The following is a 23,780-nucleotide window of genomic DNA, read 5'->3' on the forward strand; positions in this document are numbered from 1 at the left end:
TTAGAAAAACAAGCGTCCCACTTTATAGTGAACGCTTGTTTCAATATTATTTCACCTTTACTTTTGGCAAGATTTTATTTAAAGGAACTTTCTTTTCCAATTGCCATGTGCTTTCATCTGCAGGATCATATTGATCTAGAAAATTAATAACCTCTTTCGTAATCGGGGTTGGTGTCGATGCTCCTGCTGTAACGGCAACACTGTTTGCATCTTTTAGCCACTCAAGCTTTAGTTCCGAAATGTCTGATATACGATATGACTTTGTATCGGCAATTTCTTCAGAAACTTGGGCTAAACGATTGGAGTTATTGCTTTTGGGATCTCCTACAACAATTAATACGTCTGCTTCTCCAGCTTGTTTAGCAACTGCTTCTTGTCTTACTTGTGTAGCTAGGCAGATTTCTTTATGAAATTCAGCATGTGGAAATTTATCTTTAATGCTTTCCATTAAATCAGCTACATCCCATTGACTCATCGTTGTCTGGTTTGTAACAAGAATTTTCTCCCTATTAATCTCTAATCTGCTAATATCATCCTGCGTTTCTACTAATGAGACAGCATGTGGAGCCACACCAACGGCTCCCTCTGGCTCAGGATGACCTTTTTTTCCTATATAAATAATATAGTAACCTTCTTTTTCCTTTTCTCTAATTAAATCATGGGTTTTAGTTACATCTGGACAAGTTGCATCCAATGTAACTAATCCCTTATCTTCCGCTATTTTACGTACCTCTGGTGATACACCATGTGCAGTAAAAATTACTGTACCCGAGTTTACTTTTTCCAATATTTCTTTTCGATTTTTTCCATCTAATGTGATAATGCCTTCTTCTTCAAATGCATCTGTAACATGTTTATTGTGAACAATCATTCCAAGAATATAGATGGGACGAGGCAGTGTTTTATCTAAAGCAGCATTTCTGGCAATTACCATTGCATCAACAACACCGTAGCAATAACCTCGAGGTGCGATTTTTATGACTTTCATTCTCCGATTCCTCCTGCAAGATACTTCTACTAACAATATATTAAGTAATAGGTACGATTATTTCCACCAATAATATAACATGTTTATTATATAAAACATAAGAGCTGTTTACAAAGTATAACTGTCTGGAAAAAGGAAGATTCATAAAAGACGATAAAAAAAGACCAAATAAAGCAATAGCCAATTTGGAATGAACCGTTTTGTGGGTATTGCCTGTTAGGTCTGGGGATTTATATATATAATTTTGGTTTTGGAGCACCTGTAGGTTTTTCGGATACTGATTCCATTTCAAAATCATCGATAACATCATCGACTTTTTTAGTTTGTCGTTTTTTAACTGTTTTCTTTGTATCTTCGCTTTTTCCTTTCTCTGTTGCTTGATCTGCAACGTTTACTTCCTCTGGTTCTTTGCTGGAGCTCGTTAATCCTCTGTACATTTTCCAAATAGCTGGGATATTTTTAACCATTGGTCCATATTGGTTTACCATAGGCCCAATTTGGCTTGCTGTATTAAGGAATTTTTGAGAATTTGCTAAAAATCCATTAATAGAAGAAGGATTAGTCAATGTTTTTAGCAACCCGCCTCCTCCAGATGCAGCACTTCTAGCTCCTGCAGCATTATTACCGCCTCCAAGAAGTTTGGATAATAAACCGCCGCCACTTCCTCTGCTAGGTACTCCACCTCGGCCCATTGCTCCTCCAGGGAAGCTAGTTGGTCCTCTCATTCCTGGCATTCTTCCGCCCATTGGTGGTCCTTGGAATGGGCCACGTGGTCTTGGTGGCATCATATAAAACGCCTCCTTTCACTTATACTACTTTATAGAATATGCAAAGACTTACAAGATGTTTAGGTTTTACGAAGAAATAATGGATAGTGTCATATGTAATGTAAAATGCTAGGATTAGGGATAAAAAATATATTTGATTTATGGTATTGGAAAAAATAAAAAGGGCACACATTATAGCCTTTTAGGTAAATTTTTATTATAATAAAATGATGGACAAAAGAGCTATAGATAAATGCCAAATCTGCGCACGCTCATTTATCTGGCTATTAAGGAGTTTTTTATATGAGTAATAATCAATTTAAACAATACGAGTTTAAACCATTTATTATAGATGCAATTGACGAATTAGGTTTTTACGAACCGACAGAAATTCAACAGAAAGTAATTCCTCTTGTTTTAAAAGGGGAAAGTGCAATTGGGCAATCGCAAACTGGAACAGGTAAAACGCATTCATACGTTTTACCGATTATTCAAAGAATAGTTGCTGAAAAACAAGCAGTACAAGCTGTTATTACAGCACCTACTAGAGAATTAGCGAATCAAATTAATCAAGAAATTTTGAAAATAATTAAGCATTCCGAACAACCAATAACAACTCGCCTATTTATTGGAGGTACGGATAAACAACGTTCGATTGAAAAGCTTAAAACACAGCCACAAATTGTTGTAGGTACGCCTGGAAGAATTAATGATCTTGTTAAAGAACAAGCATTATTTGTGCATACTGCAAAAATTCTAATCGTTGATGAAGCAGATCTTATGCTAGATATGGGCTTTATTGAAGATGTTGATCAAATTGCGTCAAAAATGCCAAAGGATTTAAGCATGTTTGTATTCTCTGCGACAATCCCTGAGAAATTAAAGCCATTTTTAAAGAAGTATTTAGAAAATCCAACATATGTTCATATCGAACCAAAGCAATTAACAGCCGCAAAAATAGAACATGTGCTAATTCCTTCCAGACATCGTGATAAAATTACAACAGTATATGAAGCGTTAGTAAGCTTTAATCCTTATCTTGCGATTGTATTTACAAATACAAAGCAAATGTGTGATGAAGTTGCAAATGGCTTATCAAACAAAGGTCTTAAAGTTGCAAGAATACATGGTGGTTTGACACCTCGTGAGCGTAAAAAAGTAATGAAACAAATCCTAGATCTAGAATTCCAATACATTATAGCTACTGATTTAGCAGCAAGAGGAATTGATATTAAAGGGATCAGTCATGTTATTAATTATGAGTTACCAACAGATTTAGATTTTTATGTGCATCGTGTTGGAAGAACTGCAAGAGCAGGTTATTCCGGTATTGCCTTAACAATATATGAGACATCAGACGAAGATAAGTTAAATCAATTGGAAAAACTAGGCGTAGAATTTAAGCATATGGATCTTAAAAAAGGCGAATGGGTAGAATTAGATGATCGTAATCGCCGCAAAAACCGCAAGAAGCAAGTGGATGAAATTGATGTAAAGGCTAAGTCTCTTGTTAAAAAGCCTAAAAAGGTGAAACCTGGCTATAAGAAAAAAATGCAACAACAAGTAGAAACAATTAAAAAGAGAGAAAAGAGAATTAAGAGTAGAAAAAAATAGGGGAATAGAGGAGTGTTTGAATTGTTGAAAATTGGTTCACATGTATCAATGAGCGGGAAAAAGATGTTACTTGGAGCTAGTGAAGAAGCAGTCTCCTATGGTGCTAATACTTTTATGATTTATACTGGTGCACCCCAAAATACAAGAAGAAAGAAAATAGAAGACTTAAATATTGCAGCTGGCCAGCTTCATATGGAGCAAAATGGCATAGAAGATATTATCGTGCATGCACCATATATTATTAATATTGCCAATACTACGAACCCAGCTACTTTTGAATTGGGCGTTAACTTCTTACGTAGTGAAATAGAAAGAACAGAAGCACTAGGAGCCAAACAAATTGTTTTACATCCAGGCGCACATGTAGGAGCAGGTGCTGAAGTTGGTATAAAAAAGATTATCGAGGGCTTAAATGAAGTGCTTACTGGGAACGAAAACTTGCAAATAGCGCTAGAAACAATGGCTGGAAAAGGATCTGAATGTGGTCGTACCTTTGAAGAATTAGCAATGATTATGGAAGGTGTTACCTATAATGATAAATTATCGGTATGCTTTGATACATGTCATACACATGATGCTGGATACAATATTGTAGAAGATTTTGATGGAGTATTAGAAGAATTCGATCGTATCGTGGGAATTGATAAATTAAAGGTATTGCATATAAATGATAGTAAAAATATTCTTGGAGCTCGAAAAGATAGACATGAAAATATCGGTTATGGGCAAATCGGTTTTGATGCATTGGTGAAAATAGTTCATCATCCCGAGCTAGAAAATGTTCCGAAAATATTGGAAACACCATATGTTGGGATAGATAAAACGAATAAGAAAGCACCTTATAAGCATGAAATCGAAATGATTAAAAATAAGGCATTTAATGCAAATCTATTGGAAGAAATTTTACAAAGTTAAAAAAAACGCTCTTCCGGAGCGTTTTTTATTTCTTTGTGAAGCTTAAGTATGGTAGATTACTGCTCTGCAAATAAGTTAAATAACTCGTTTAGTTCCTTTGCTGTAGCAGGACTTGTTAATTTAGCGACCTCTCTGATTAATTGTGCACGTTCATTAGGCTTGAAAATATTGATTTTTCGGCCATTAAGATGATTAGCAAGCTTTACGGCTTCTTCGTTTGTGATTTTAATTTTGAACTGTTTACTGTATTTCATTAGTTCAGTAGAGGTTATGTTGTTAATTTTATGATTGATTATGTTTTCAAAAATTTTCATGTCATCACTCCCCATTCTAACATATGAGGGGAAAGACAAAAATGTGCTAATTTTTTTTGATTTCTCTCATTTAGTATACAGAAAGTGATATCTTTACAACAATCATTCGTTCTTGTATACTGATTTTGATACTATTAAATGTTATATAAATCGTAATGATTACTATAGAATTTTCGTTTTATTTGATAAAAATGGATAGGGAGAAATGAGGTGGAGAAAATGAATGTGCAAACTGCACTTGATATCCTAAAGGAAAAAGGATATAAACATACAGACAAGAGAGAAGATATCTTAGCATTATTTTCTAATGAAAATAAATATTTAACCGCTAAAGATGTATTAGAGTCATTAAAGGATGATTATCCAGGTTTGAGTTTTGACACGATATACCGAAACTTATCATTATTTGCAGAATTGGATATTTTTGAAATGACAGAATTAAATGGAGAAAAACATTTTCGCTTTACTTGTTCTCACCATCACCACCACCATCATTTCATTTGCTTGGATTGTGGGAAAACGAAAGAAATTATTACATGTCCAATGGAAGAACTTACTGAAAGTTTAAAAGGCTACGATGTTTCTGGTCATAAGTTTGAAATTTATGGAAAATGTCCTGAATGTCAAAATTAAAAAACGAAGCATATCTATTCTGATATCGCTTCGTTTTTTCTTAATAGGTTGTTTTTGTAAAAGGAAGCAGGACATATTAACTTTAATTTTTTTAACAATAATTCATAAAAAGTCTTTATAAATGTTATGTAGGGGTAAAGGAGTTTATTGATTCACTTGAGTTTTAACCCATTCTTCCACCCACTCATACGCTTCATTCCACGTAGTTACCCGTTTAACCCCTTTAGGAATTGGTTTCCTATTATATGGTGTATCAAAGAGTATAACTGGGATTCCTAATTCTTCATGAAGCATTACGGCATTATCATGCTTATCTTCAAAGAAAATATCCACCATGTTTCTTTTGGCAGCCGCAATTTTATGATGAGAACCAATTAATTCAATATGATCAAAGCTAATCCCATTACTTTCAAACCATTGTTTTGTTAGTTCAAGCATGCCTTCGCCTCTTGCGCTAATAAATATGAGTTCATGTTGCTTTGCCCATTTTTGTAATACAACACTTGCGCCTTCAGCTAGGGGAGAGGACGAGTAAATTCTTGCCTCATTTTCCAAAAACCACTTGTCAAACTCTTCGTTAGTAACATTGACTAAAGGATAAAATTCATATTGAACAACATCCTCTAATGTAATATTCAATTGAAAGCTTTCATTTAAAAAGGGAACAAACGTAGCAGGGCTAGTTACTGTCCCATCAATATCGATTCCAAAACGCATTTTTTTCATTTTATGCTCCTTTATTCAAAGTTGTTCTTATCTAGCTTAACAAATAAACTCGACAAGGAAAAGGGAAGAACTAAAAAGTTATGTAAATCATTTACAGACATAGGGACACAGAATTTGGTGATGATAATAAATGCTCCTATTAAAGAAAGCGAGGGATCATCATGGCAGATCAAAACAGCAATGAAGGATACAGTCACGATTTTCAAGATAGAGAGCGAACTGGATCACCTGTTGATTATTTGGAAGAAACATCAGCAGAGATAACACCTCCAATGACTTTTAATGATACACGTCCAGTGACCTCCGATGTTGAGCGAGACAGGAATATAGTAGGTGGAAAAGGAATTGGTATTACAGCTTTAGTCATATCAATCCTGTCCTTATTTGTAATGCCTATTATATTAGGGGTTGTTGGGATAGTATTAGGATTCATCGCAAGAAAAAAGGGAGCATCAGCACTTGGAACTTGGGCTATCTCTCTTGGTGCCATCTCCATTATCATTGGAATTTTTATTGCCCCGTTCTTTTAACTTAAAAATGGGGAATTAAAAAAATCTAACCTCTATCACGAGGTTAGATTTTCCTTACTTTTTATTGAATATTAATTGTATCTTTATTTTCAGCTTCTTCAGCTGCTTTTTTCGCAAAATACTCTTCAGCTATTGCATCGATTTCTTTCTTAAGTTCCTCTACCATTATGTCCTCTGGTACCTTGCGGACAATTTTTCCTTTACGGAATAGTAGGCCTTCGCCACGGGCACCAGCAATACCAATGTCCGCTTCTCTTGCTTCTCCTGGTCCATTAACTGCACAGCCTAGAACTGCAACCTTAATTGGTGCTTTAATCGTAGAGATGTAGTCTTCCACTTCGTTGGCAATACTAATCAAGTCGATTTCAATTCTGCCACAAGTGGGACAGGAAATTAATGTTGCAGCATTGGAAGAAAGACCAAATGACTTCAACAATTCTCGAGCAACTTTTATCTCCTCAACGGGATCTGCACTTAAGGATATACGTAAAGTATTTCCGATGCCTTTACTTAAAATAGCACCTAGACCAGCAGCGCTTTTTACTGTTCCCGCAAATAATGTACCGGATTCAGTGATGCCTAGATGTAAAGGATAGTCAAATGCTTTTGCTGCTTTTTCATATGCTTCAATTGCTAAGTTAACATCAGAAGCTTTCATGGATACAATGATATCATGAAAATCAAGGTCTTCTAATATTTTGATATGGTGCAAGGCACTCTCGACCATTCCATCTGCAGTTGGATAACCGTATTTCTCTAGAATCTTTTTCTCTAAAGAACCAGCGTTAACACCAATACGTATCGGAATCCCTTTTGCTTTTGCAGCTTTTACAACCGCTTCAACTTTTTCTCTTTTCCCAATATTCCCTGGGTTGATTCGGATTTTATCTGCTCCACCTTCAATTGCTTTTAATGCTAAACGGTAATCGAAATGGATATCTACTACTAATGGTATGTTTATTTGTTTTTTAATCTCGCTAATGGCATTTGCAGCACGTTCATCTGGACATGCAACACGAACAACCTGACAGCCAGCTTCTTCTAAGCGTTTAATTTGGGCAACTGTTGCTTCAACATCATGGGTTTTGGTAGTGGTCATGCTTTGAATAAATAATTCATTACTTCCCCCAATGGTTAAGTTACCGACTTTAATTGGTCGGGTTTTTGTACGATGAATAATTTCACTCAATGGTGATTCGCTCCTTTTATATTGGACAAGCCAAAATAATTTAGCTTTTTATATTTCTTTGTAACCTTACCTATTGTATCAATGAAACATTCATATTGACAAGAATCTTGCTAAAAATCACTTTGCATTTTTACTGGGAATCCCTAATTTGACGGGGAAAAAGTTTCATTAGGTGAGAAAAACAATAAAAACTTCCACCATTATCATTTCTGCGGAAGCTAAAGTTTATTATTTATATATCGGAAAAGAATATGATTTTCCGATTTGAATATCTTCAGGTTTTAAACCACCATTTAGTTTTTGAAAGTCATTTACAACAGTCTCCAAGCTAACCGATAAGGCGCCAGTAGAATATTCTTCTACAATAGAAAGAACGGTATCACCAGATTGGACTTGTTGTTCAAAAAATAATGGCGCTTCTTCTGGGGATGCCTGGACTTCTATTGAGGGTTCTTGTTTTTGAGTAGAGGAAAGCGTACCTTCATTTAAATCGATATAAATAACATATATTGTCACTAAAATTACAAAGGTAATAAAAAACCTTTTCATCCTACATCCCCCTAAACTAATTTATAGACAAACTATATGCTTGTCCACTATGAATTAGAACGAAAAAAGTATTCAGGCAAAGGGGGATAGGGAAAAAGTCGTGAATTTAAAAATTAAATTACTTTATCTTTACATGCCCTTAATAAATTTCTGTGAAAATAGTCATAGGGGGCGAGCAAATGACAAAAGTCATAAAGAAGCAAAGGATAAAGGAAAGGCTTTCTATACAAAATCGGTTATTTCTGTTTGTTTTGCCATTATTTATTATTACGATTTTGATGTTAGCGTTTATTTCCATTAATAGCTCTACAAAAATGACAGTTAAAATGATGAAGGAGAGACTAGAGAAAGAAACAAGCACTATTTACGTTATGGCTCAAAATACAATGCTAATGTACGTAGGTCAGGAAGAGAAGTTTCAAACGAAAATGGAACAAATAATAAGAGATCAAGATGCTAGCTTTGCCAAAGAAGGGTTAAACGCTTCTTTCTTTTTGCTATCGGAAAAGGAAGTAAAACCATTTAAAGTGAGTCAAAACTCCCGATTTAAGTTGGATGATTCTTTTATTCAGAAACTAGAGGAATTAGAATCAGGCGTATTGGATACAAAATGGAATGGAGAAACGTATACCGTTGCCTTTCAACAAATTCAAGAACTAAGAGGGATTTATTTGTTAGTAATTCCCCAATCTGAATATTTACATAATGTCAATCAATTAAAAAATAGTTTGTTGCTTTTTTCGGTATTAAGTATACTGATTATTGCTGTCGTTATTCGATATTTTGTCAAAACAATGGTAAGCCCATTACTAACGTTACGAGAAATTATGCGAATAGCAAGGAATGGTCATTTAGAAGAGGTTTCTACCATTAAAACTGGGATTCCTGAAATCAACTCGTTAATTAACAGCTATAATTTATTAATACAAAGATTAAAGCTTGTACTATCGGAAATGCATGCAACTAGTGATCATTTATCCAAAACAAATGATATTTTACAAACAGAGGCATTGCAAATGATAGAAAGTGGAGAGGCGCTTTCGGAAATGATTGTTACGGTGAAAAATGGCGCTGAGCAAACGGCAATTAGTTCAGAGCATAATATAACCGTTTTCCAAGAATTGAAAGGCTTAAGCGATCAAATCGACCAAAGTAGTCAAAAAATTAAGGAACATACAGACGAAATGAATGATTCTGCCATACTAGGCGAAGAGAATATAAATAATTTATTTGCAAGTCAACATATGCTACAAGATAAAGTAACCGTCATTTATCGTAATAATGATTTACTTAATAACCATGCTTTATCAATAAAAAAGGTTGTCGAAGATATTAAAGAACTTGCAGAACAAACCAAGCTATTAGCTTTAAATGCTACACTTGAAGCAGCTCGAGCTGGTATCCAGGGAAAGGGATTTGCTGTGGTAGCAAATGAGGTGAAGAAATTAGCTGTTTTGTCTTCTAAATCAGCAGAGGATATAAGAAAGTTTACACTTGATATGGATCAAATCATTCAAAAGTCATCAAGTGATTTAAAAGATATACAAAACAATTTTACGAAAAGTGATGACTTAGTGCAAAAAGCGACTGTCTCTTTTAATCAACTATTGAAGGGAATTTCTTTAGTAAGTGAAGGGCTAAAAGATAATCACCATTTATTAAATGAGCTACAGGCGTTTTTTCCTAAGATGGAGTATAGCACGCTACATGTTACTTCCATTAGTCAACAAACACTCGCAAGTTCAGATGAGATGAAAAAAATAGGTGAAATACAGCAGGATAGTATCAAGGTTAATGCTGAGATAAGTTCTAGACTATCGATGTTAGTGGCAAAACTAGAGGAAAATATAAGGATGGAAGAAAAGTAAATCTCTTAAGAAATAAAAAAGCAAAAACCAATGTGTAAGGTTTTTGCTTTTTTACTGTGTTATGGTTGTAGTGGTTTTTCCGGCTTGACCTCTTTAATTGCTAAACAAACAAGGAATAAACTAATGAACCAATTTAATAGATAGCCACTTGGAACAATGGTTTGTAAACAGTCCATAATAGTAAAGAAAATAACGGGAATGGTTGTACTATATACGGTGATTTTCCAGCATTGTGCATATGTTAATGCTCTGCCGAAAATTTTCGAGAAAAAGTTTCCAAACATAGCAAGTACGATTGTTTGAAGAACTTTATAAATTAGCATAAATAAGATATAGGTTACAACTAAAATGATGATAAAAACATATGCTAAAGAATCCATTGTTTGGATAAAATCAATTAGCTCTTCCTTTGTAAGGGTGATATTTCCAAATGAGGAATATTCAAAACTCTGCGCCTGTCCTGCTGTTACGATTACAAATTCATTTTTTAAGAGCGCTACAGTATTTCCATAAGTACTAATTTTTGTATGGTCATAGGTTCCAGAAGCATCTAGAATGATTGTTAAATCAGGCTTTTCAATGATAGTTGGTTCATCTTGATTTTTGGCATTTAATGTATTGTCGCTTATTGTAAAAGAAGGTACTTCTTCTTCCATTGTTATACTAAAAGTATGTATTGCTTCATTTATTCCCTTACTTAAATAATACAAATTAGGTATAGCTGCAATAATAGTCAAAAGCAACAAATAAATAATGGTTTTTCCTATGCCTTGAAAACGGAAGCTTGCTATATCTTTTGGAGAATAGAGGCTTCGATAAAACTGCTTAAAAATATTCATTCTGACACATCCTTCAAAAGTTTCATTCCTATTGTATCTTTTTCATGCTAATAGATACAAGTCTCAGCATTTGATTTGCATAAAAAAGTATGGTAAAAGTTTTAAAAGGATACACCTATACTAATTAGAAGGAAAGGGAGATGTAATGGATATTATTTATTGGATTATTATCAGTATTTTATTTATTATTGCTTTTGCTGGCCTGATTTATCCTATCATCCCAAGTGTACTATTTATTTTAGCAGGGTATCTATTATATGGTGTCTTCTTTTCGTTTGAAGAACTTAGTGTCTTTTTTTGGATTATCCAAGGGATGTTTGTTGCCTTATTATTCTTTGCTGATTCTGTATCTAACTGGATCGGTGTAAAGAAGTTTGGCGGTACAAAGGCTGGGATTTGGGGAAGTACAATAGGATTGCTTGTTGGACCTTTTGTCATTCCTGTAATTGGCATCCTACTAGGTCCATTTCTAGGAGCCGTACTAGCAGAGCTTATCGTTAGTAGGACCGATTGGAAAAATGCGCTTAAAATAGGAGTAGGCTCACTAATAGGCTTTCTCAGCAGTATAGTTACGAAAGCTATTATTCAGGGGATAATGATTGTGTATTTCTTTTTGAAAATATAAATTAATGGAAGAAAAGGTAAGGGTAAGCTTTTACCTTTTCTTCTATTATTAATTAAGTCCGCAAATATCCACAGGACAGTTTTGACAATCGACTGCTCTTTTTAAATAGGCAAGATTTTTTACAGTAATTTTTTGGTTGCTGTATTCAATGACTTCTCTTTCTCTTAAATCTTTTAATATGCGTTGAATAACTTCTCTTGTCCCGAAGGTTAAGTTCGCTAATTCTTGATGTGTGATGGGAATATCAATCAAGATCCCTTCTTTATTTTTTATTCCAAATGAATGACATAGCCTGATTAATATGCTGTATAGGCCGCCCTTTTTTCCATTCATTATAAGATCTTAGCATTTCATATGTGCTTTTAGATATCCCGTGCTTAACCAACTAGTAACAGAAATAAGGAGCATTGGATCTTTTAAAGCTAAATCTTCAAATTCACTGCGGTTAATCGCAAGAACATCACAATCTGTAAGACTTTTGGCAAAAAAATAATACTTTGGGGAATGTTTAAATAATTGGTATTCTAACAGCAATTCCTCATCATGGAGTATCTTAATGACGAATTCTTTTCCTTTCTCATGGACTCTCCCAAGAGAAATAGTTCCATTTAATAAAATATAAATTTTTTGAACAGGGTCTTTTTCTTGAAATAATAAAGTTCCCTTTTTTATATGTTCTATTTTGTCAGTCTCAAAGAAATGTTGTATCAATAAACTATATAATGATAGTTGTACTTCATTCATAAGAAAGCACTCCTTAAAAAGTTCCTCTTTTCTTGATTAAAAAACATTGTGAAATATTTGTCAATCTTGATTTGGAATAAAATGGTTATCGTGTGAATGGTGTGAATTCTATTCTACTCTAAAACGTTGATTCGTAAGGAAGAAACACAAAAATGACAATTTATCGAACTTATTTCAAGTTGAGTTCTAATAGAAGCGGTAATAAACAAATTAGTATAAATACTGGAGTGATGTTAATCACTAGAGGATGGTGGAAATTAAAAACTTTATTTTTAAGTAGAAATATAAAGTGATGATTGTTATTTTCTAACTAATAAAGTGAAAGTGGTTTCATCAAATTTAAGAATAAGGAGACAAGAACAATCCGTCCTATAAACAACTAGGCATTTGCCTGTTTAAAAGTAATTTTAGATGGGTATTTTAAAGAGGGAATCTTTTCAAGCAAATAGATTGAAAGTAAGTTCTTTATTTGATAATGTATTGTTAAAGAGCTTCTCTTATATAAATTGTCGAAATAGGACAAAACAATATAAGGAAGAAAATAATACATATAATATTAGGAGGAATTAGACATGGCTTATTCATTACCACAATTACCTTACGCTTATGATGCATTAGAACCTCACATTGATAAAGAAACGATGAACATTCATCATACGAAACATCATAATACTTATGTAACAAATTTAAACAACGCACTAGAAGGAAATGGCGAATTACTTTCTAAAACAGTGGAAGAACTTGTATCTAATCTTGATGCAGTGCCAGAAGCTGCTCGTACTGCAGTTCGTAACAATGGTGGCGGTCACGCAAACCATTCCTTATTCTGGGAAGTAATTTCTCCAAACGGTGGCGGTCAACCAACTGGTGATTTAGCTGCTGCTATTGACAGCAAATTTGGTAGCTTTGAAAACTTCAAAGAAGAATTCTCAAAAGCTGCTACAACTCGTTTTGGTTCAGGTTGGGCTTGGCTAGTTGTGAACAACGGTGAGTTAGAGGTAACAAGCACACCAAACCAAGACAATCCTTTAATGGAAGGTAAGACACCTGTTTTAGGATTAGACGTTTGGGAGCATGCATACTACTTAAATTACCAAAACCGTCGTCCTGAATACATTAGTGCATTCTTTAATGTAATTAACTGGGATGAAGTAGCTAAACGTTATTCAGCTGCTAAATAATAATAGGTTAGCAAAACCTGTGGGCATTATGCTCACAGGTTTTTTTGTCTTATTATGGAAAAGATAGTAATTATAGCTTATTTTCATAATTGTTAGTTTTTATATATAATGCATAACGATATTCATTTTGTTAGAAACTACTCTAGAACAAAGGGGAGTTTCTATGATGAAAATAGGAAAAATTTTAGGTGATGTAGAGCTTACAAAAGATTTAAAAATATTGTTGCTCACCGGTGGATTGTACGCATTAAGTGTAGCACTTTCTAATACTTTCGTTAACGTATTCTTATGGAAGCAGTCAGGAGAATTTAGAGATTTAGGATTGTATAACCTTGCTATTATCTTGCTGCAATTACTTACCTTTACACTTGCTGGCAGATGGGCAAAGAAAATTGATCGTGTCATTGTATTTCGAATTGGTGTTGCCTTCCTTACCATTTTCTATTTGACAGTACTATTAATTGGAGACAAAGCATCTACATTTCTCCTAGTGTTAGGGGCAATACTTGGTATTGGCAACGGATTCTATTGGCTAGCGTACAATGTTTTGACATTTGAAGTTACCGAACCGGAAACTAGAGATTTCTTTAATGGCTTCTTAGGACTATTAAATTCTGTTGCTGGGATGATTGGACCGATGATTGCGGGATATATTATCTCACAGCTAACAAAGTCAACAGGTTATATGATTGTTTTTGGAATGTCTCTTGCACTCTTTCTTCTAGCGGTTATTTCTAGTTTTTTTCTCAAAAGAAGGCCGGCAGAAGGCAAATATTATTTTAAAAGAATTTTGGAAGAGCGAAAAAATAATTATAACTGGAAACTTATAACGAATGCTCATTTTTTTCAAGGCTTACGAGAAGGCGTCTTTGCGTTTATGATAACTGTCTATGTTTATATAGCGACAGACAGTGAGTTGGCTTTGGGTAAATTTGGGTTAATCAATTCGGGAATTTCATTTGTTGCCTATTATATTGTTTCGAGGACAATCAAAAATGAGAATCGGAATAAGTCCATTTTAGTTGGAGGGATTATGCTATTCCTTTCGATGTTTATTATCGTTTTTGATTTTTCTTACACGAAATTATTGATTTATGCGAGTACTATAGCTATCGCTTATCCATTAATCCTTGTTCCTTATACTAGTTTAACTTTTGACGTAATCGGAAAAGGATGGAAGGCAGGAGAAATGAGAATTGAATATATAGTCGTAAGAGAATTGTTTCTCAATCTAGGAAGGCTTTTATCCGTTCTCATTTTTATAATTGGTGTAAGCATGTTCAATCCAAATAAAGTAATCCCTGTCTTGTTGTTTATCCTAGGAAGTGGACACTCGGTGATTTATTTTTTTGCTAGAAGAATCAGATGGAAGACAGCTTAACTATGTAAAAGAAGATCTGTTATAGAGTTAACAGATCTTCTTCTTCTTGTGAAAAGGTGAATGAGAAAGAGAGAATTCCTTTAAAAATCCTTTAATCATATAGAAATTTCTGTAATCTTCCTTTAAAATAGAAAATAGGAGAGTTTTGGAGGAAATGGTGGGGTTTTAAAAGTGGGAGAAAAAAAGAAAAAAAAGAGAAATCCAATACCTTTAAGAGTTAACCTTATATTCTTTATGGTATTTTTATTGTTTTCAGCACTTATTTTAAGATTAGGATTTGTACAGATTGTGTATGGAGACGATTATAAAAATGAAGTAGAAAAGAAAGAGGATGTCGTAATTAGCACTTCTGTTCCAAGGGGAGAAATGTATGACAGAACAGGTAAAAGTATTGTAAGCAATGTAGGCAAGAATGCCATTACATATACTAATTGGAAGAAGTATACAGCAGAAGAAATGCGGGATACGGCTGAAGAATTAGCAAAAATTATTAAAATGGACAGCGATAAAGATCTTAAAAAGATTTCAGAAAGAGACAAGAAAGATTATTGGATTTTAATCAATCCAGATGAAGCAAAGACAAAGATATCAGAAGAAGATCAGAAACAGCTTGCGTCAAAGTATAAAGACGACAAAAAGGAATATCAAAAAGCGTATGATGAGCTATTGCGTAATAGCATATCTGAAACAGATTTAAACAAACTAACCGATTTAGATATGGAAACATTAGCGATATATCGAGAGTTTCAAAGCGGTTATTTTTATACTCCCCATATTGTAAAAAATGAAGGGGTTACCGATAAAGAAATTGCCATTATTAGTGAAAACTTAGAAAGATTACCTGGAGTAGACACCCTTCGAGATTGGGATAGAGAGTATGAATTTGGCTCCACTTTAAAAACTGTCTTGGGAAATGTGAGCACCTCTCAAAGAGGAGTCCCAGCTGAAGAAAAAGACAGCTATTTAGCTAAAGGATACAGCATGAACGATCGAGTTGGACTAAGCTATCTAGAAAAGCAATATGAAGATGTTTTAAAAGGGCAAAAGAAAAAGGTTAAATATATTAAAGATAAAACAGATGACATTGTAGGCTCGGAAATTTTATCGAATGGATCTGCAGGAAATGATTTAGTATTAACCATCGATATGGATTTGCAGCTGGAAGTGGAGAAAATCATTGAGGAAGAATTAAAAAAAACGAAATACGGTTATGCTGGTACCAAGTATTTAGATCGAGCATTTGTTGTATTAATGGACCCTCATACAGGGGAAATATTAACAATGGCTGGTAAACAATTAGGAACAGATGATGATTCAGGAAAACAAATTGTTAATGATTTTGCGTTAGGGAATATTACAACTTCCTATAACGTGGGTTCAGTCGTAAAAGGTGCTATGGTAATCACAGGCTATAAAGAAGGGGTTCTAAGTCCTGGTACGACATATATTAATGATTCAACGATGCAAATTAAGGGTTCTAACCCTTTTAAGTCCTGGAAGACAATGGGGAATATTAATGACTTAATTGCTTTAAAGCAATCATCCAATGTTTTTATGGCTAAAACGGCTATTATGATAGGAAAGGGAAAATATGCTTATATGCAGCCATTAAACATTGATTTGGATGCATACCCAAAGATAAGAAATTCTTTTTCTGAATTTGGATTAGGTGTGCGAACAGGAATTGATTTGCCAAATGAAATGGCTGGTTTTAAAGGAGCAATTGATCCAAATCAGCCAGCAAATTTAATGTTCTTATCCATTGGACAATATGATACCTATACAAATATGCAATTAGCACAATACATTTCAACAATCGCAAATGGTGGTTATCGCATTCAGCCACACTTAGTGAAAGAAATAAGAGAGACATCCAGCGAAGAGGGGCAATTAGGACCGATTGTTCAGGAAATTCAACCCAAGGTATTAAATAAGTTAGATTTGGAACCTGGTTGGATGGAGCAAATTCAAAAAGGTTTTCGAATGGTAATGCAGCCAGGAGGGACAGGAAGTGTCTTTGCAGGTGCTTCCTATAGTCCGGCTGGAAAAACTGGGACCGCAGAAGCTTTTTATTATGATCCATTAAATAAGCAAGAAGAACCACCACAAGTTATGAATGTAAGTTTAATAACATATGCCCCGTCCGATAATCCAGAAGTAGCAATGGCAGTAATGGTTCCGTGGGTTTATACAACAAATAATGGTCCTTCCCCGAACTTAACAATCGGAAAACGTGTAATGGATAAATACTTTGAATTAAAGAAAGAAAAAGACTAGATTAATAGACTTACGATAAAAGAGGCTGGGACATAAGCATTTCAACCAATAATAAACGCGAATATTTATGCGGTTAATCCGCATAAATATTCGCGTTTATTATTTTGGAAAAAGGTTTAAAAAACGAAGTGTAATGGAGCGGAGGACGCTCGACTCCTGCGGGAAATAGAGGAAAGGCTGAGACCCCGCAGCGCATGCGAGGAGGCTCAGCTTCCTCCCCGCGGAAAGCGAGCGTCCGTAGCGCAATGGAACGACTTAGTTTTTACACTTGACTAGTTTTAAAAACTTAGATCCATGAGAAAGTAGCTTTATTTAAGAGCTAAATTAGAGATTGTTCGTCTTTAAAAGTTAGTTATTTAGTTTTGTCCCAGCCCCTTTTGGTGTTTTTTGGATGAAAGAAACGTGGATACATAGGCGTTTTTTCTCTCATATTAATAAATAATATAGTAGGAAAAATGCAAATAGCACAACTTAGTCGATTCTAGCATATTATTCCAATTAGTTATTAATAGAATAATCTCCTGTTTTCTATTACAATAGAAAAAGAATATTCAAGGAAAGTGTGATTATACGGTGGGAAAAAAGAAAAAGAAAAAAACGATACCTGTACGTCTTAATATTATTTTCTTTTTAGTGTTTTTATTATTCTCCGCCTTAATTCTGCGACTAGGTTTTGTGCAGATTGTTTACGGAGAGGATTATAAAAGAGAGCTAGAGAAAACAGAAGATGTTACAGTAAATACCTCTGTGCCCCGTGGGAAAATGTATGATACTACTGGAAAAGTAATTGTGGATAATGTTGCACAAAAAGCGATTACATATACGAATTCAGGTGCAAAGCAAGAAAAGATGCTCGAAACAGCTGAGTTGCTTTCCCAGTATATTATTAAAGATACAAAAAAGGTAACAGAACGTGAAAAAAAGGATTACTGGATCATAAAAAATGAAGAGAAGGCAAGTAAGAAGGTGTCTGATACAGAAAAAAAAGCTTTAGCAGAGAAGTATCCAGATCAAGACGAATATAATACAGAAGTATATCAATTGCAGCTGGATCGAATTACGGAGGAGGATTTAAAAACACTTTCTAATCATGATTTAGAGGTTTTAGCAATCTATCGCGAATTTATTAGTGGCTACAAACTAACACCGCAAATGGTGAAAAATAAAGACGTCAGTGACAAAGAGTTTGCAGTAGTAAGCGAGAATTTAGAATCCTTACCTGGTGTAGATACAACAACTGACTGGGAAAGATCGTATGCATTCGGTGATACGTTAAAATCTGTTTTAGGGAGTGTTAGTTCCGCAGAGAAAGGATTACCGGCAGAGAAATTAGATTATTATCTTTCACGAGGATACAGCCGAAATGATCGAGTAGGAACAAGTTACTTAGAACTCCAATACGAAGATGTTCTTAAAGGACAAAAAGAGAAAATTCGCAATAAAACAGATAAAAATGGCAATATCGTAAGTACCGAGGTCATATCAGAAGGAAAACGAGGAAATGATCTAGTTCTCTCCATTGATATGGAACTTCAATTAGAAGTAGAAAAAATAATCGAGGAAGAATTAAAAACAGCCAAGACATTTTCTGGAACAAAATTGCTTGATAGGGCTTATGTGGTTTTAATGGATCCAAATACAGGAGATGTTCTGTCCATGGCCGGAAAACGACTAGAAAAAAATGAAAAAACAGGAAAATTGGAAGTTCAAGATGATGCACTTGGTAATATTACAACCACGTACAACGTAGGATCTGTTGTAAAAGGTGCAACTGTATTAACTGGGTATAAAACGGGAGCAATTTCTCCTGGAACAGTGTGGAATGATACACCTGTAAAAATCGGAAACACAATTAAGAAATCTTGGACAACAATGGGACCAATTAATGACCTGACTGCATTGCAACGCTCTTCTAACGTTTATATGTTCCGTACAGTAATGAAGATGGCTGGTGCAAATTATGTATATGGTCAACCGTTATCTGTACAGCTGAGCGACTTTTCATTAGTTAGAAACGAATTTGCGCAGTACGGATTAGGAATTCGCACCGGAATTGATTTGCCAAACGAACAAGTTGGGTTTAAAGGACAAGATACATTGCCAGGTTTCCTACTAGATTTATCGATTGGGCAATATGATACGTATTCAAATATGCAGCTCGCGCAATATGTTTCCACAATCGCGAATGGCGGGAAAAGGATGGAACCACATATTGTAAAAGAAATTCGTGAACCTGTAGCAGATGATAGCACACTAGGACCAGTTGTAGAAACCGTAAAACCAAAGGTATTAAATACAGTAGATGTTAAACCAGAATGGATTGAACGAGTTCAGCAAGGATTTGAGATGGTAGCTCAAACTCCAAAGGGTACCGCTTATTCTAACTTAGGTGGAAAAGATTATTCTCCTGCAGCAAAAACAGGTACTGCGGAGGCGTTTTATGATGGACCATCAAGAAGTGATTATGGGGAAATACCTCCTCAAGTCATGAATTTAAGCTTAATTAGCTATGCTCCTTCTGATAATCCAGAAGTTGCGATGGCAGTAATGGTTCCATGGGCATACCAAGGAAGTGTTGATAATGGGGCAAATAAAAAAATCGGTGAACGTGTATTGGATGCATATTTCGATTTGAAAAAAGAAAGACAAAAAGACGAGGAAAAAGAAGAAAAAGAATAATAGAAAAAGGGCAAACTATTTTCCATTAGTTTTGCCCTTTTTTGCATTTTGTTAAAGAAAAAGCCTTTTAATAATGGTAGACCCAATTGTTAAGCAATTTCAAAAAAATGTAAGGCAACCCCCTAAATTTACATAGCGTTTACATTGATTTACAAACAGTTAAAACCAAATTAATACTAAAGACTTATAGTTAACTTGTAAGACAAAACAACCATCCTTAGGGGGTAAAGAGAAAAATGAAGAGCCTTAAAACAGTAGGATTAACAGCAATGATTGGAACAATGTTAGCATTAGCAGCATGTGGCGGAAATAATGATGCTAATTCATCAAATGATAATGATGCTGGTGAACAATTAACAGGACAAATTAAATTAGACGGTTCATCAACTGTTTATCCAATTATGGAAGCAATCGTTGAAGAATATCAAGCAGAGCAACCAAATGTAAAAGTTTCTGTTGCATCATCTGGTACAGGTGGAGGCTTTAAAGCGTTTATCGCAGGTGAGACTGATTTTAGTAATGCATCTCGCCCAATTAAAGAGGAAGAGAAAACAGAATTAGAAGCAAAAGGAATTGATTATACTGAATTACGATTAGCATATGATGGACTCTCCGTTGTAGTGAATAAAGACAATACGTGGGTAGACCATTTAACAGTAGATGAATTAAAGAAAATTTGGCTAGAAGATGGCACAACGAAAAAATGGTCTGATATACGTGAAGGATGGCCAGAGGAAGAAATCAAATTCTATTCACCAGGAACAGATTCTGGAACATTCGATTACTTTGATGAAGTAATTCTAGAAGAACAACCAATAGTTAAAGCAGCGACATTATCAGAAGACGATAATATTTTAGTACAAGGTGTAACAGGGGATAAAAACGCAATTGGATACTTTGGATATGCTTATTATGCAGAAAACAAAGATAACTTAAAAGTAGTACCGATTGACGGTGGTAACGGTCCAGTTGAACCAACAAATGAAACAGTTGAAAGCGGAGAATACTCTCCATTATCAAGACCATTATTCACTTATGTGAAAAATGAATCTGTAGAAAAAGAAGAAGTAGCTGATTTCGTTGAATTTATGATTGAAAATGCAGCAGTGCTTTCAGAAGATGTAGGCTATGTAAAATTACCAGATGAAGAATATGAAAAAGATTTAGAGTTAATTAAAGGACTGAAGTAATAAGTTTTGATGGAAAGCTTTGTACTTGGCTTTCCATCTTGGTGTTTGGATTTAAGGGGGGCTTGAAAAACATGATGAAACAAGAAGTAAACAGAAATACACCATCTATTCAGGAATTAATTGCAGAAAAAAAACAAAAAAATAATTTAAGTAAAATGCTAGAGAAAATAATGCCTAAAGTATTATTAATTACTGCTATATTATCGATTTTAACAACGCTTGGTATTTTATTTACATTACTCATTGAAACATTCACTTTTTTTGAAAGAGTGAATATGAAAGAATTTTTAACAAGTAAATCATGGTATCCATTTTCCGAACCAGGAACATTTGGAATTATGCCACTTGTCTCTGGGACATTAAAAGTAACCATTATTGCAGGTATTGTTGCTGTGCCTATAGGGCTGGCATCGGCCATTTTTTTAAGTGAGTACGCGAGTGATAGAACAAGAAGAATAATTAAGCCAATCTTAGAAGTGCTAGCAGGTATTCCTACGATTGTTTATGGGTTTTTCGCTTTAACCTTTATAACACCATTGCTTAGATCAATTATTCCTTCTTTAGAAATGTTCAATGCATTAAGTCCAGGAATTGTGATCGGCATTATGATTACACCTATGATTGCTTCTTTATCAGAAGATGCCATGAGTGCAGTTCCACGATCAATGCGTGAAGGGGCTTTAGCGATGGGTTCTACAAAATTTGAAGTAGCAATTAAGGTTGTCTTGCCAGCTGCCGTTTCTGGTATCGTTTCTTCTATTGTTTTAGCGTTATCAAGAGCAATTGGAGAAACAATGATTGTAGCAGTTGCTGGTGGAAGTACACCTAATCTTAGCTTCAATGTAACAGAATCAATTCAAACTATGACAGCCTATATTGTTCAAGTTAGCCAAGGAGATGCAGGATATGGGACAACAATCTATTACAGTATTTATGCAGTTGGATTTACACTATTTCTGTTTACCTTCTTAATGAACCTGCTTGCCCAATACATTTCTCGTCGTTTTAGGGAGGAATATTAAGATGAAGTTGATAAATCATTCAAATGTTATAAAAAAAATGAAACCGAGATTAATGAAAAATGTCATAATGAGAGGATTATTTTTTAGCGCGACTTTATTTGGTTTAGTTATTCTCGCTATCCTTTTTTATCGAGTATTGACTCAAGGAATTGGCTATTTGGATTTTCAATTTTTAACAAGCTTGCCATCCCGTAAACCTGAAAATGCAGGGGTTTATACTGCTTTAATAGGAACTGTGTGGCTTATGGCAGTAGTTGCACCTGTCTCCCTTTTGATTGGAGTGGGGACTGCAATATATTTAGAAGAATATGCGAATAAAAATAAGTTTACGAATTTTATCCAAATCAATATATCAAACCTTGCTGGTGTACCATCAATTGTCTTTGGTTTATTAGGACTAACCTTATTTGTTCGTGCCATGTCACTTGGAACAAGTGTGCTTGCTGCAGGTTTAACAATGAGCTTATTGGTTCTGCCAATTATTATTGTAGCTGCTCAAGAGGCAATCCGATCTGTACCTAGTGAATTAAGAGAAGCATCTCTCGGTATGGGTGCAACAAAATGGCAGACAATCGTTAGAGTGGTAATGCCGGCAGCTATCCCTGGCATTTTAACAGGTGGGATATTGGCACTTTCACGTGCAATAGGAGAAACAGCACCATTAGTTGTATTGGGTCTTCCTTTATTCCTTGCATTCTTGCCGAGAACAGTTTTTGATATGTTTACAGTATTACCAATGCAAATTTATAACTGGACGGGAAGACCACAAGAAGAATTTCAGAGTCTTGCAGCAGCAGGAATAATTGTTCTTTTAGTGCTATTAATCTTAATGAACTCTATTGCAGTATTGATTAGAAATAAATTTCAAAAGCGTTATTAAACGTATAGGGGGAACTTCAAATGAGTACAGTCTTTGTAGATAAAGTGAAGAAAGCAGTAGAAAGTAATGATTTAGATGGTAAGGTAAAAAATTCTGTTTATAAAACAAATCAGCTTAATTTATGGTACGGGGATAACCATGCGCTGAAAAATATAGATTTAGATATTATTGAAAATGAAGTAACTTCTATTATTGGGCCATCTGGATGTGGGAAATCGACATATATAAAAACATTAAATCGTATGATTGAATTAGTGCCAGGTGTAAAAACATCTGGTGAAATTAATTACCGTGGTAGAAATATTTTTGACAAAGACTATGGAGTGGAAGAATTAAGAACAAAAGTAGGAATGGTCTTTCAAAAACCGAATCCATTTCCAAAGTCAATTTATGAAAATGTGGCATACGGTCCTAAAATTCATGGCATTCGTGATAAGAAAATATTAAATGAAATTGTGGAAAAAAGTCTAAGAGGTGCAGCAATTTGGGATGAAGTAAAAGATAGATTAAATCAGAATGCATATGGACTATCTGGCGGACAGCAGCAGCGTCTATGTATTGCTAGATGTCTAGCTATAGAACCAGATGTTATTCTTATGGATGAGCCAACCTCTGCACTTGATCCAATTTCGACATTAAAAGTAGAAGAGCTAGTTCAAGAACTAAAGGTAAATTATAGCATCATTATTGTTACACATAATATGCAGCAAGCTGCTCGTATCTCTGATAAAACAGCTTTCTTCTTAAATGGAGAAGTTGTTGAGTTTGATGTAACAGATAAAATATTCTCAAATCCAAAGGATAAAAGAACCGAAGATTATATTACAGGAAGATTTGGATAATAAATTCAGTTCAACACCCGAAAAAGG

23 protein-coding genes are annotated in these 23,780 nt (G+C 34.5%); 14 read left to right on the forward strand and 9 right to left on the reverse strand.

Going from position 1 to position 23,780, the window contains the following annotated elements; all coding sequences use genetic code 11:
- Positions 1-46 precede the first annotated feature (46 nt).
- Positions 47-988 (reverse strand): 4-hydroxy-3-methylbut-2-enyl diphosphate reductase, encoded by a 942-nt coding sequence (locus QQZ16_RS06590; protein ID WP_235248021.1) that lies wholly within the window; start codon positions 986-988, stop codon positions 47-49.
- Positions 989-1,218: 230 nt separating this feature from the next.
- Positions 1,219-1,776 carry a YqfQ family protein gene (locus tag QQZ16_RS06595; protein ID WP_235248023.1) on the reverse strand — a complete coding sequence of 186 codons (558 nt, stop codon included), beginning with the start codon at positions 1,774-1,776 and terminating at the stop codon, positions 1,219-1,221.
- A gap of 282 nt (positions 1,777-2,058) precedes the next feature.
- On the opposite strand from QQZ16_RS06595, the gene QQZ16_RS06600 reads away from it, so the two are divergent.
- Positions 2,059-3,369 (forward strand): DEAD/DEAH box helicase, encoded by a 1,311-nt coding sequence (locus QQZ16_RS06600; RefSeq protein ID WP_235248030.1) that lies wholly within the window; start codon positions 2,059-2,061, stop codon positions 3,367-3,369.
- A gap of 21 nt (positions 3,370-3,390) precedes the next feature.
- The gene (locus QQZ16_RS06605; RefSeq protein WP_235248032.1) at positions 3,391-4,284 is read left to right on the forward strand and encodes a deoxyribonuclease IV; all 894 of its coding nucleotides are present in this window, start codon (positions 3,391-3,393) and stop codon (positions 4,282-4,284) included.
- Positions 4,285-4,340: 56 nt separating this feature from the next.
- Here the strand turns inward: QQZ16_RS06605 and QQZ16_RS06610 are convergent, their stop codons facing one another.
- On the reverse strand, positions 4,341-4,613 hold the full coding sequence (locus QQZ16_RS06610; RefSeq protein ID WP_311296502.1) for a DUF2624 family protein: 273 nt from the start codon (positions 4,611-4,613) through the stop codon (positions 4,341-4,343).
- Between the two features lie 204 nt (positions 4,614-4,817).
- Here QQZ16_RS06610 and QQZ16_RS06615 point away from each other — a divergent pair, with 204 nt between their 5' ends.
- A complete protein-coding gene (locus QQZ16_RS06615; RefSeq protein ID WP_031535403.1) occupies positions 4,818-5,231 on the forward strand; it encodes a Fur family transcriptional regulator in 414 nt (137 codons plus the stop codon).
- Between the two features lie 144 nt (positions 5,232-5,375).
- Here the strand turns inward: QQZ16_RS06615 and QQZ16_RS06620 are convergent, their stop codons facing one another.
- Complete coding sequence (locus QQZ16_RS06620; RefSeq protein ID WP_235248034.1) at positions 5,376-5,957, reverse strand: 5' nucleotidase, NT5C type; 582 nt, start codon at positions 5,955-5,957, stop codon at positions 5,376-5,378.
- A gap of 161 nt (positions 5,958-6,118) precedes the next feature.
- On the opposite strand from QQZ16_RS06620, the gene QQZ16_RS06625 reads away from it, so the two are divergent.
- Positions 6,119-6,487, forward strand: coding sequence for a DUF4190 domain-containing protein (locus tag QQZ16_RS06625; RefSeq protein ID WP_031535399.1), 369 nt, complete (start codon positions 6,119-6,121; stop codon positions 6,485-6,487).
- 61 nt (positions 6,488-6,548) lie between these two features.
- Here the strand turns inward: QQZ16_RS06625 and ispG are convergent, their stop codons facing one another.
- Positions 6,549-7,667 carry a flavodoxin-dependent (E)-4-hydroxy-3-methylbut-2-enyl-diphosphate synthase gene (gene ispG / locus QQZ16_RS06630; protein ID WP_192840925.1) on the reverse strand — a complete coding sequence of 373 codons (1,119 nt, stop codon included), beginning with the start codon at positions 7,665-7,667 and terminating at the stop codon, positions 6,549-6,551.
- Between the two features lie 237 nt (positions 7,668-7,904).
- The gene (locus QQZ16_RS06635; RefSeq protein WP_235248036.1) at positions 7,905-8,225 is read right to left on the reverse strand and encodes a LysM peptidoglycan-binding domain-containing protein; all 321 of its coding nucleotides are present in this window, start codon (positions 8,223-8,225) and stop codon (positions 7,905-7,907) included.
- Between the two features lie 179 nt (positions 8,226-8,404).
- On the opposite strand from QQZ16_RS06635, the gene QQZ16_RS06640 reads away from it, so the two are divergent.
- Positions 8,405-10,093, forward strand: a complete 1,689-nt coding sequence (locus QQZ16_RS06640) for a methyl-accepting chemotaxis protein (protein ID WP_235248039.1) — start codon at positions 8,405-8,407, stop codon at positions 10,091-10,093.
- 59 nt (positions 10,094-10,152) lie between these two features.
- On the opposite strand, the gene QQZ16_RS06645 is transcribed toward QQZ16_RS06640, so the two are convergent.
- Positions 10,153-10,932: a DUF1189 domain-containing protein gene (locus QQZ16_RS06645; RefSeq protein ID WP_031535390.1), complete on the reverse strand. Its 780-nt coding sequence runs from the start codon at positions 10,930-10,932 to the stop codon at positions 10,153-10,155.
- Positions 10,933-11,077: 145 nt separating this feature from the next.
- Here QQZ16_RS06645 and QQZ16_RS06650 point away from each other — a divergent pair, with 145 nt between their 5' ends.
- Positions 11,078-11,557 (forward strand): DUF456 domain-containing protein, encoded by a 480-nt coding sequence (locus tag QQZ16_RS06650; RefSeq protein ID WP_031535389.1) that lies wholly within the window; start codon positions 11,078-11,080, stop codon positions 11,555-11,557.
- 48 nt (positions 11,558-11,605) lie between these two features.
- Here the strand turns inward: QQZ16_RS06650 and QQZ16_RS06655 are convergent, their stop codons facing one another.
- Positions 11,606-11,890 carry a Crp/Fnr family transcriptional regulator gene (locus tag QQZ16_RS06655; protein WP_284561210.1) on the reverse strand — a complete coding sequence of 95 codons (285 nt, stop codon included), beginning with the start codon at positions 11,888-11,890 and terminating at the stop codon, positions 11,606-11,608.
- A 9-nt stretch (positions 11,891-11,899) separates the two neighbouring features.
- Positions 11,900-12,301, reverse strand: a complete 402-nt coding sequence (locus tag QQZ16_RS06660; RefSeq protein WP_284561211.1) for a cyclic nucleotide-binding domain-containing protein — start codon at positions 12,299-12,301, stop codon at positions 11,900-11,902.
- A gap of 572 nt (positions 12,302-12,873) precedes the next feature.
- Between QQZ16_RS06660 and QQZ16_RS06665 the strand changes: the two genes are divergently transcribed.
- From QQZ16_RS06665 to pstB, 8 genes are all read left to right on the forward strand, one after another.
- A complete protein-coding gene (locus tag QQZ16_RS06665) occupies positions 12,874-13,482 on the forward strand; it encodes a superoxide dismutase (RefSeq protein WP_031535384.1) in 609 nt (202 codons plus the stop codon).
- Positions 13,483-13,645: 163 nt separating this feature from the next.
- Entirely contained in the window at positions 13,646-14,863 is a 1,218-nt protein-coding gene (locus QQZ16_RS06670) for an MFS transporter (RefSeq protein WP_031535383.1), read from the forward strand.
- Between the two features lie 234 nt (positions 14,864-15,097).
- Positions 15,098-17,140, forward strand: a complete 2,043-nt coding sequence (locus QQZ16_RS06675) for a peptidoglycan D,D-transpeptidase FtsI family protein (protein WP_048717107.1) — start codon at positions 15,098-15,100, stop codon at positions 17,138-17,140.
- Between the two features lie 573 nt (positions 17,141-17,713).
- On the forward strand, positions 17,714-19,819 hold the full coding sequence (locus tag QQZ16_RS06680) for a peptidoglycan D,D-transpeptidase FtsI family protein (RefSeq protein WP_031535378.1): 2,106 nt from the start codon (positions 17,714-17,716) through the stop codon (positions 19,817-19,819).
- Positions 19,820-20,055: 236 nt separating this feature from the next.
- Positions 20,056-21,009, forward strand: coding sequence for a PstS family phosphate ABC transporter substrate-binding protein (locus QQZ16_RS06685; protein ID WP_031535376.1), 954 nt, complete (start codon positions 20,056-20,058; stop codon positions 21,007-21,009).
- Between the two features lie 71 nt (positions 21,010-21,080).
- Entirely contained in the window at positions 21,081-22,031 is a 951-nt protein-coding gene (pstC, locus tag QQZ16_RS06690; RefSeq protein WP_031535374.1) for a phosphate ABC transporter permease subunit PstC, read from the forward strand.
- A 1-nt stretch (position 22,032) separates the two neighbouring features.
- Entirely contained in the window at positions 22,033-22,911 is an 879-nt protein-coding gene (gene pstA, locus QQZ16_RS06695; protein WP_031535372.1) for a phosphate ABC transporter permease PstA, read from the forward strand.
- A 20-nt stretch (positions 22,912-22,931) separates the two neighbouring features.
- The gene (gene pstB / locus QQZ16_RS06700; protein ID WP_031535370.1) at positions 22,932-23,753 is read left to right on the forward strand and encodes a phosphate ABC transporter ATP-binding protein PstB; all 822 of its coding nucleotides are present in this window, start codon (positions 22,932-22,934) and stop codon (positions 23,751-23,753) included.
- Positions 23,754-23,780 lie beyond the last annotated feature (27 nt).

Origin of the sequence: Bacillus sp. T2.9-1 (assembly GCF_950097965.1) — a bacterium.
GTDB classification, from domain to species: Bacteria; Bacillota; Bacilli; order Bacillales; family Cytobacillaceae; genus Niallia; species Niallia hominis.

Bases quoted from the DNA above. Each gene is read 5' to 3' on its own strand.
- QQZ16_RS06610 (WP_311296502.1), bottom strand. From the start codon at position 4,613: ATGGGGAGTGATGACATGAAAATTTTTGAAAACATAATCAATCATAAA.
- QQZ16_RS06670 (WP_031535383.1), top strand. From the start codon at position 13,646: ATGATGAAAATAGGAAAAATTTTAGGTGATGTAGAGCTTACAAAAGAT.
- QQZ16_RS06620 (WP_235248034.1), bottom strand. From the start codon at position 5,957: ATGAAAAAAATGCGTTTTGGAATCGATATTGATGGGACAGTAACTAGC.
- QQZ16_RS06645 (WP_031535390.1), bottom strand. From the start codon at position 10,932: ATGAATATTTTTAAGCAGTTTTATCGAAGCCTCTATTCTCCAAAAGAT.
- pstC (WP_031535374.1), top strand. From the start codon at position 21,081: ATGATGAAACAAGAAGTAAACAGAAATACACCATCTATTCAGGAATTA.
- QQZ16_RS06640 (WP_235248039.1), top strand. From the start codon at position 8,405: ATGACAAAAGTCATAAAGAAGCAAAGGATAAAGGAAAGGCTTTCTATA.
- pstB (WP_031535370.1), top strand. From the start codon at position 22,932: ATGAGTACAGTCTTTGTAGATAAAGTGAAGAAAGCAGTAGAAAGTAAT.
- QQZ16_RS06675 (WP_048717107.1), top strand. From the start codon at position 15,098: ATGGTATTTTTATTGTTTTCAGCACTTATTTTAAGATTAGGATTTGTA.
- QQZ16_RS06685 (WP_031535376.1), top strand. From the start codon at position 20,056: ATGAAGAGCCTTAAAACAGTAGGATTAACAGCAATGATTGGAACAATG.
- QQZ16_RS06655 (WP_284561210.1), bottom strand. From the start codon at position 11,890: ATGAATGGAAAAAAGGGCGGCCTATACAGCATATTAATCAGGCTATGT.
- QQZ16_RS06595 (WP_235248023.1), bottom strand. From the start codon at position 1,776: ATGATGCCACCAAGACCACGTGGCCCATTCCAAGGACCACCAATGGGC.
- QQZ16_RS06665 (WP_031535384.1), top strand. From the start codon at position 12,874: ATGGCTTATTCATTACCACAATTACCTTACGCTTATGATGCATTAGAA.
- QQZ16_RS06625 (WP_031535399.1), top strand. From the start codon at position 6,119: ATGGCAGATCAAAACAGCAATGAAGGATACAGTCACGATTTTCAAGAT.
- QQZ16_RS06650 (WP_031535389.1), top strand. From the start codon at position 11,078: ATGGATATTATTTATTGGATTATTATCAGTATTTTATTTATTATTGCT.
- QQZ16_RS06635 (WP_235248036.1), bottom strand. From the start codon at position 8,225: ATGAAAAGGTTTTTTATTACCTTTGTAATTTTAGTGACAATATATGTT.
- QQZ16_RS06615 (WP_031535403.1), top strand. From the start codon at position 4,818: ATGAATGTGCAAACTGCACTTGATATCCTAAAGGAAAAAGGATATAAA.
- QQZ16_RS06660 (WP_284561211.1), bottom strand. From the start codon at position 12,301: ATGAATGAAGTACAACTATCATTATATAGTTTATTGATACAACATTTC.
- QQZ16_RS06590 (WP_235248021.1), bottom strand. From the start codon at position 988: ATGAAAGTCATAAAAATCGCACCTCGAGGTTATTGCTACGGTGTTGTT.
- QQZ16_RS06600 (WP_235248030.1), top strand. From the start codon at position 2,059: ATGAGTAATAATCAATTTAAACAATACGAGTTTAAACCATTTATTATA.
- pstA (WP_031535372.1), top strand. From the start codon at position 22,033: ATGAAGTTGATAAATCATTCAAATGTTATAAAAAAAATGAAACCGAGA.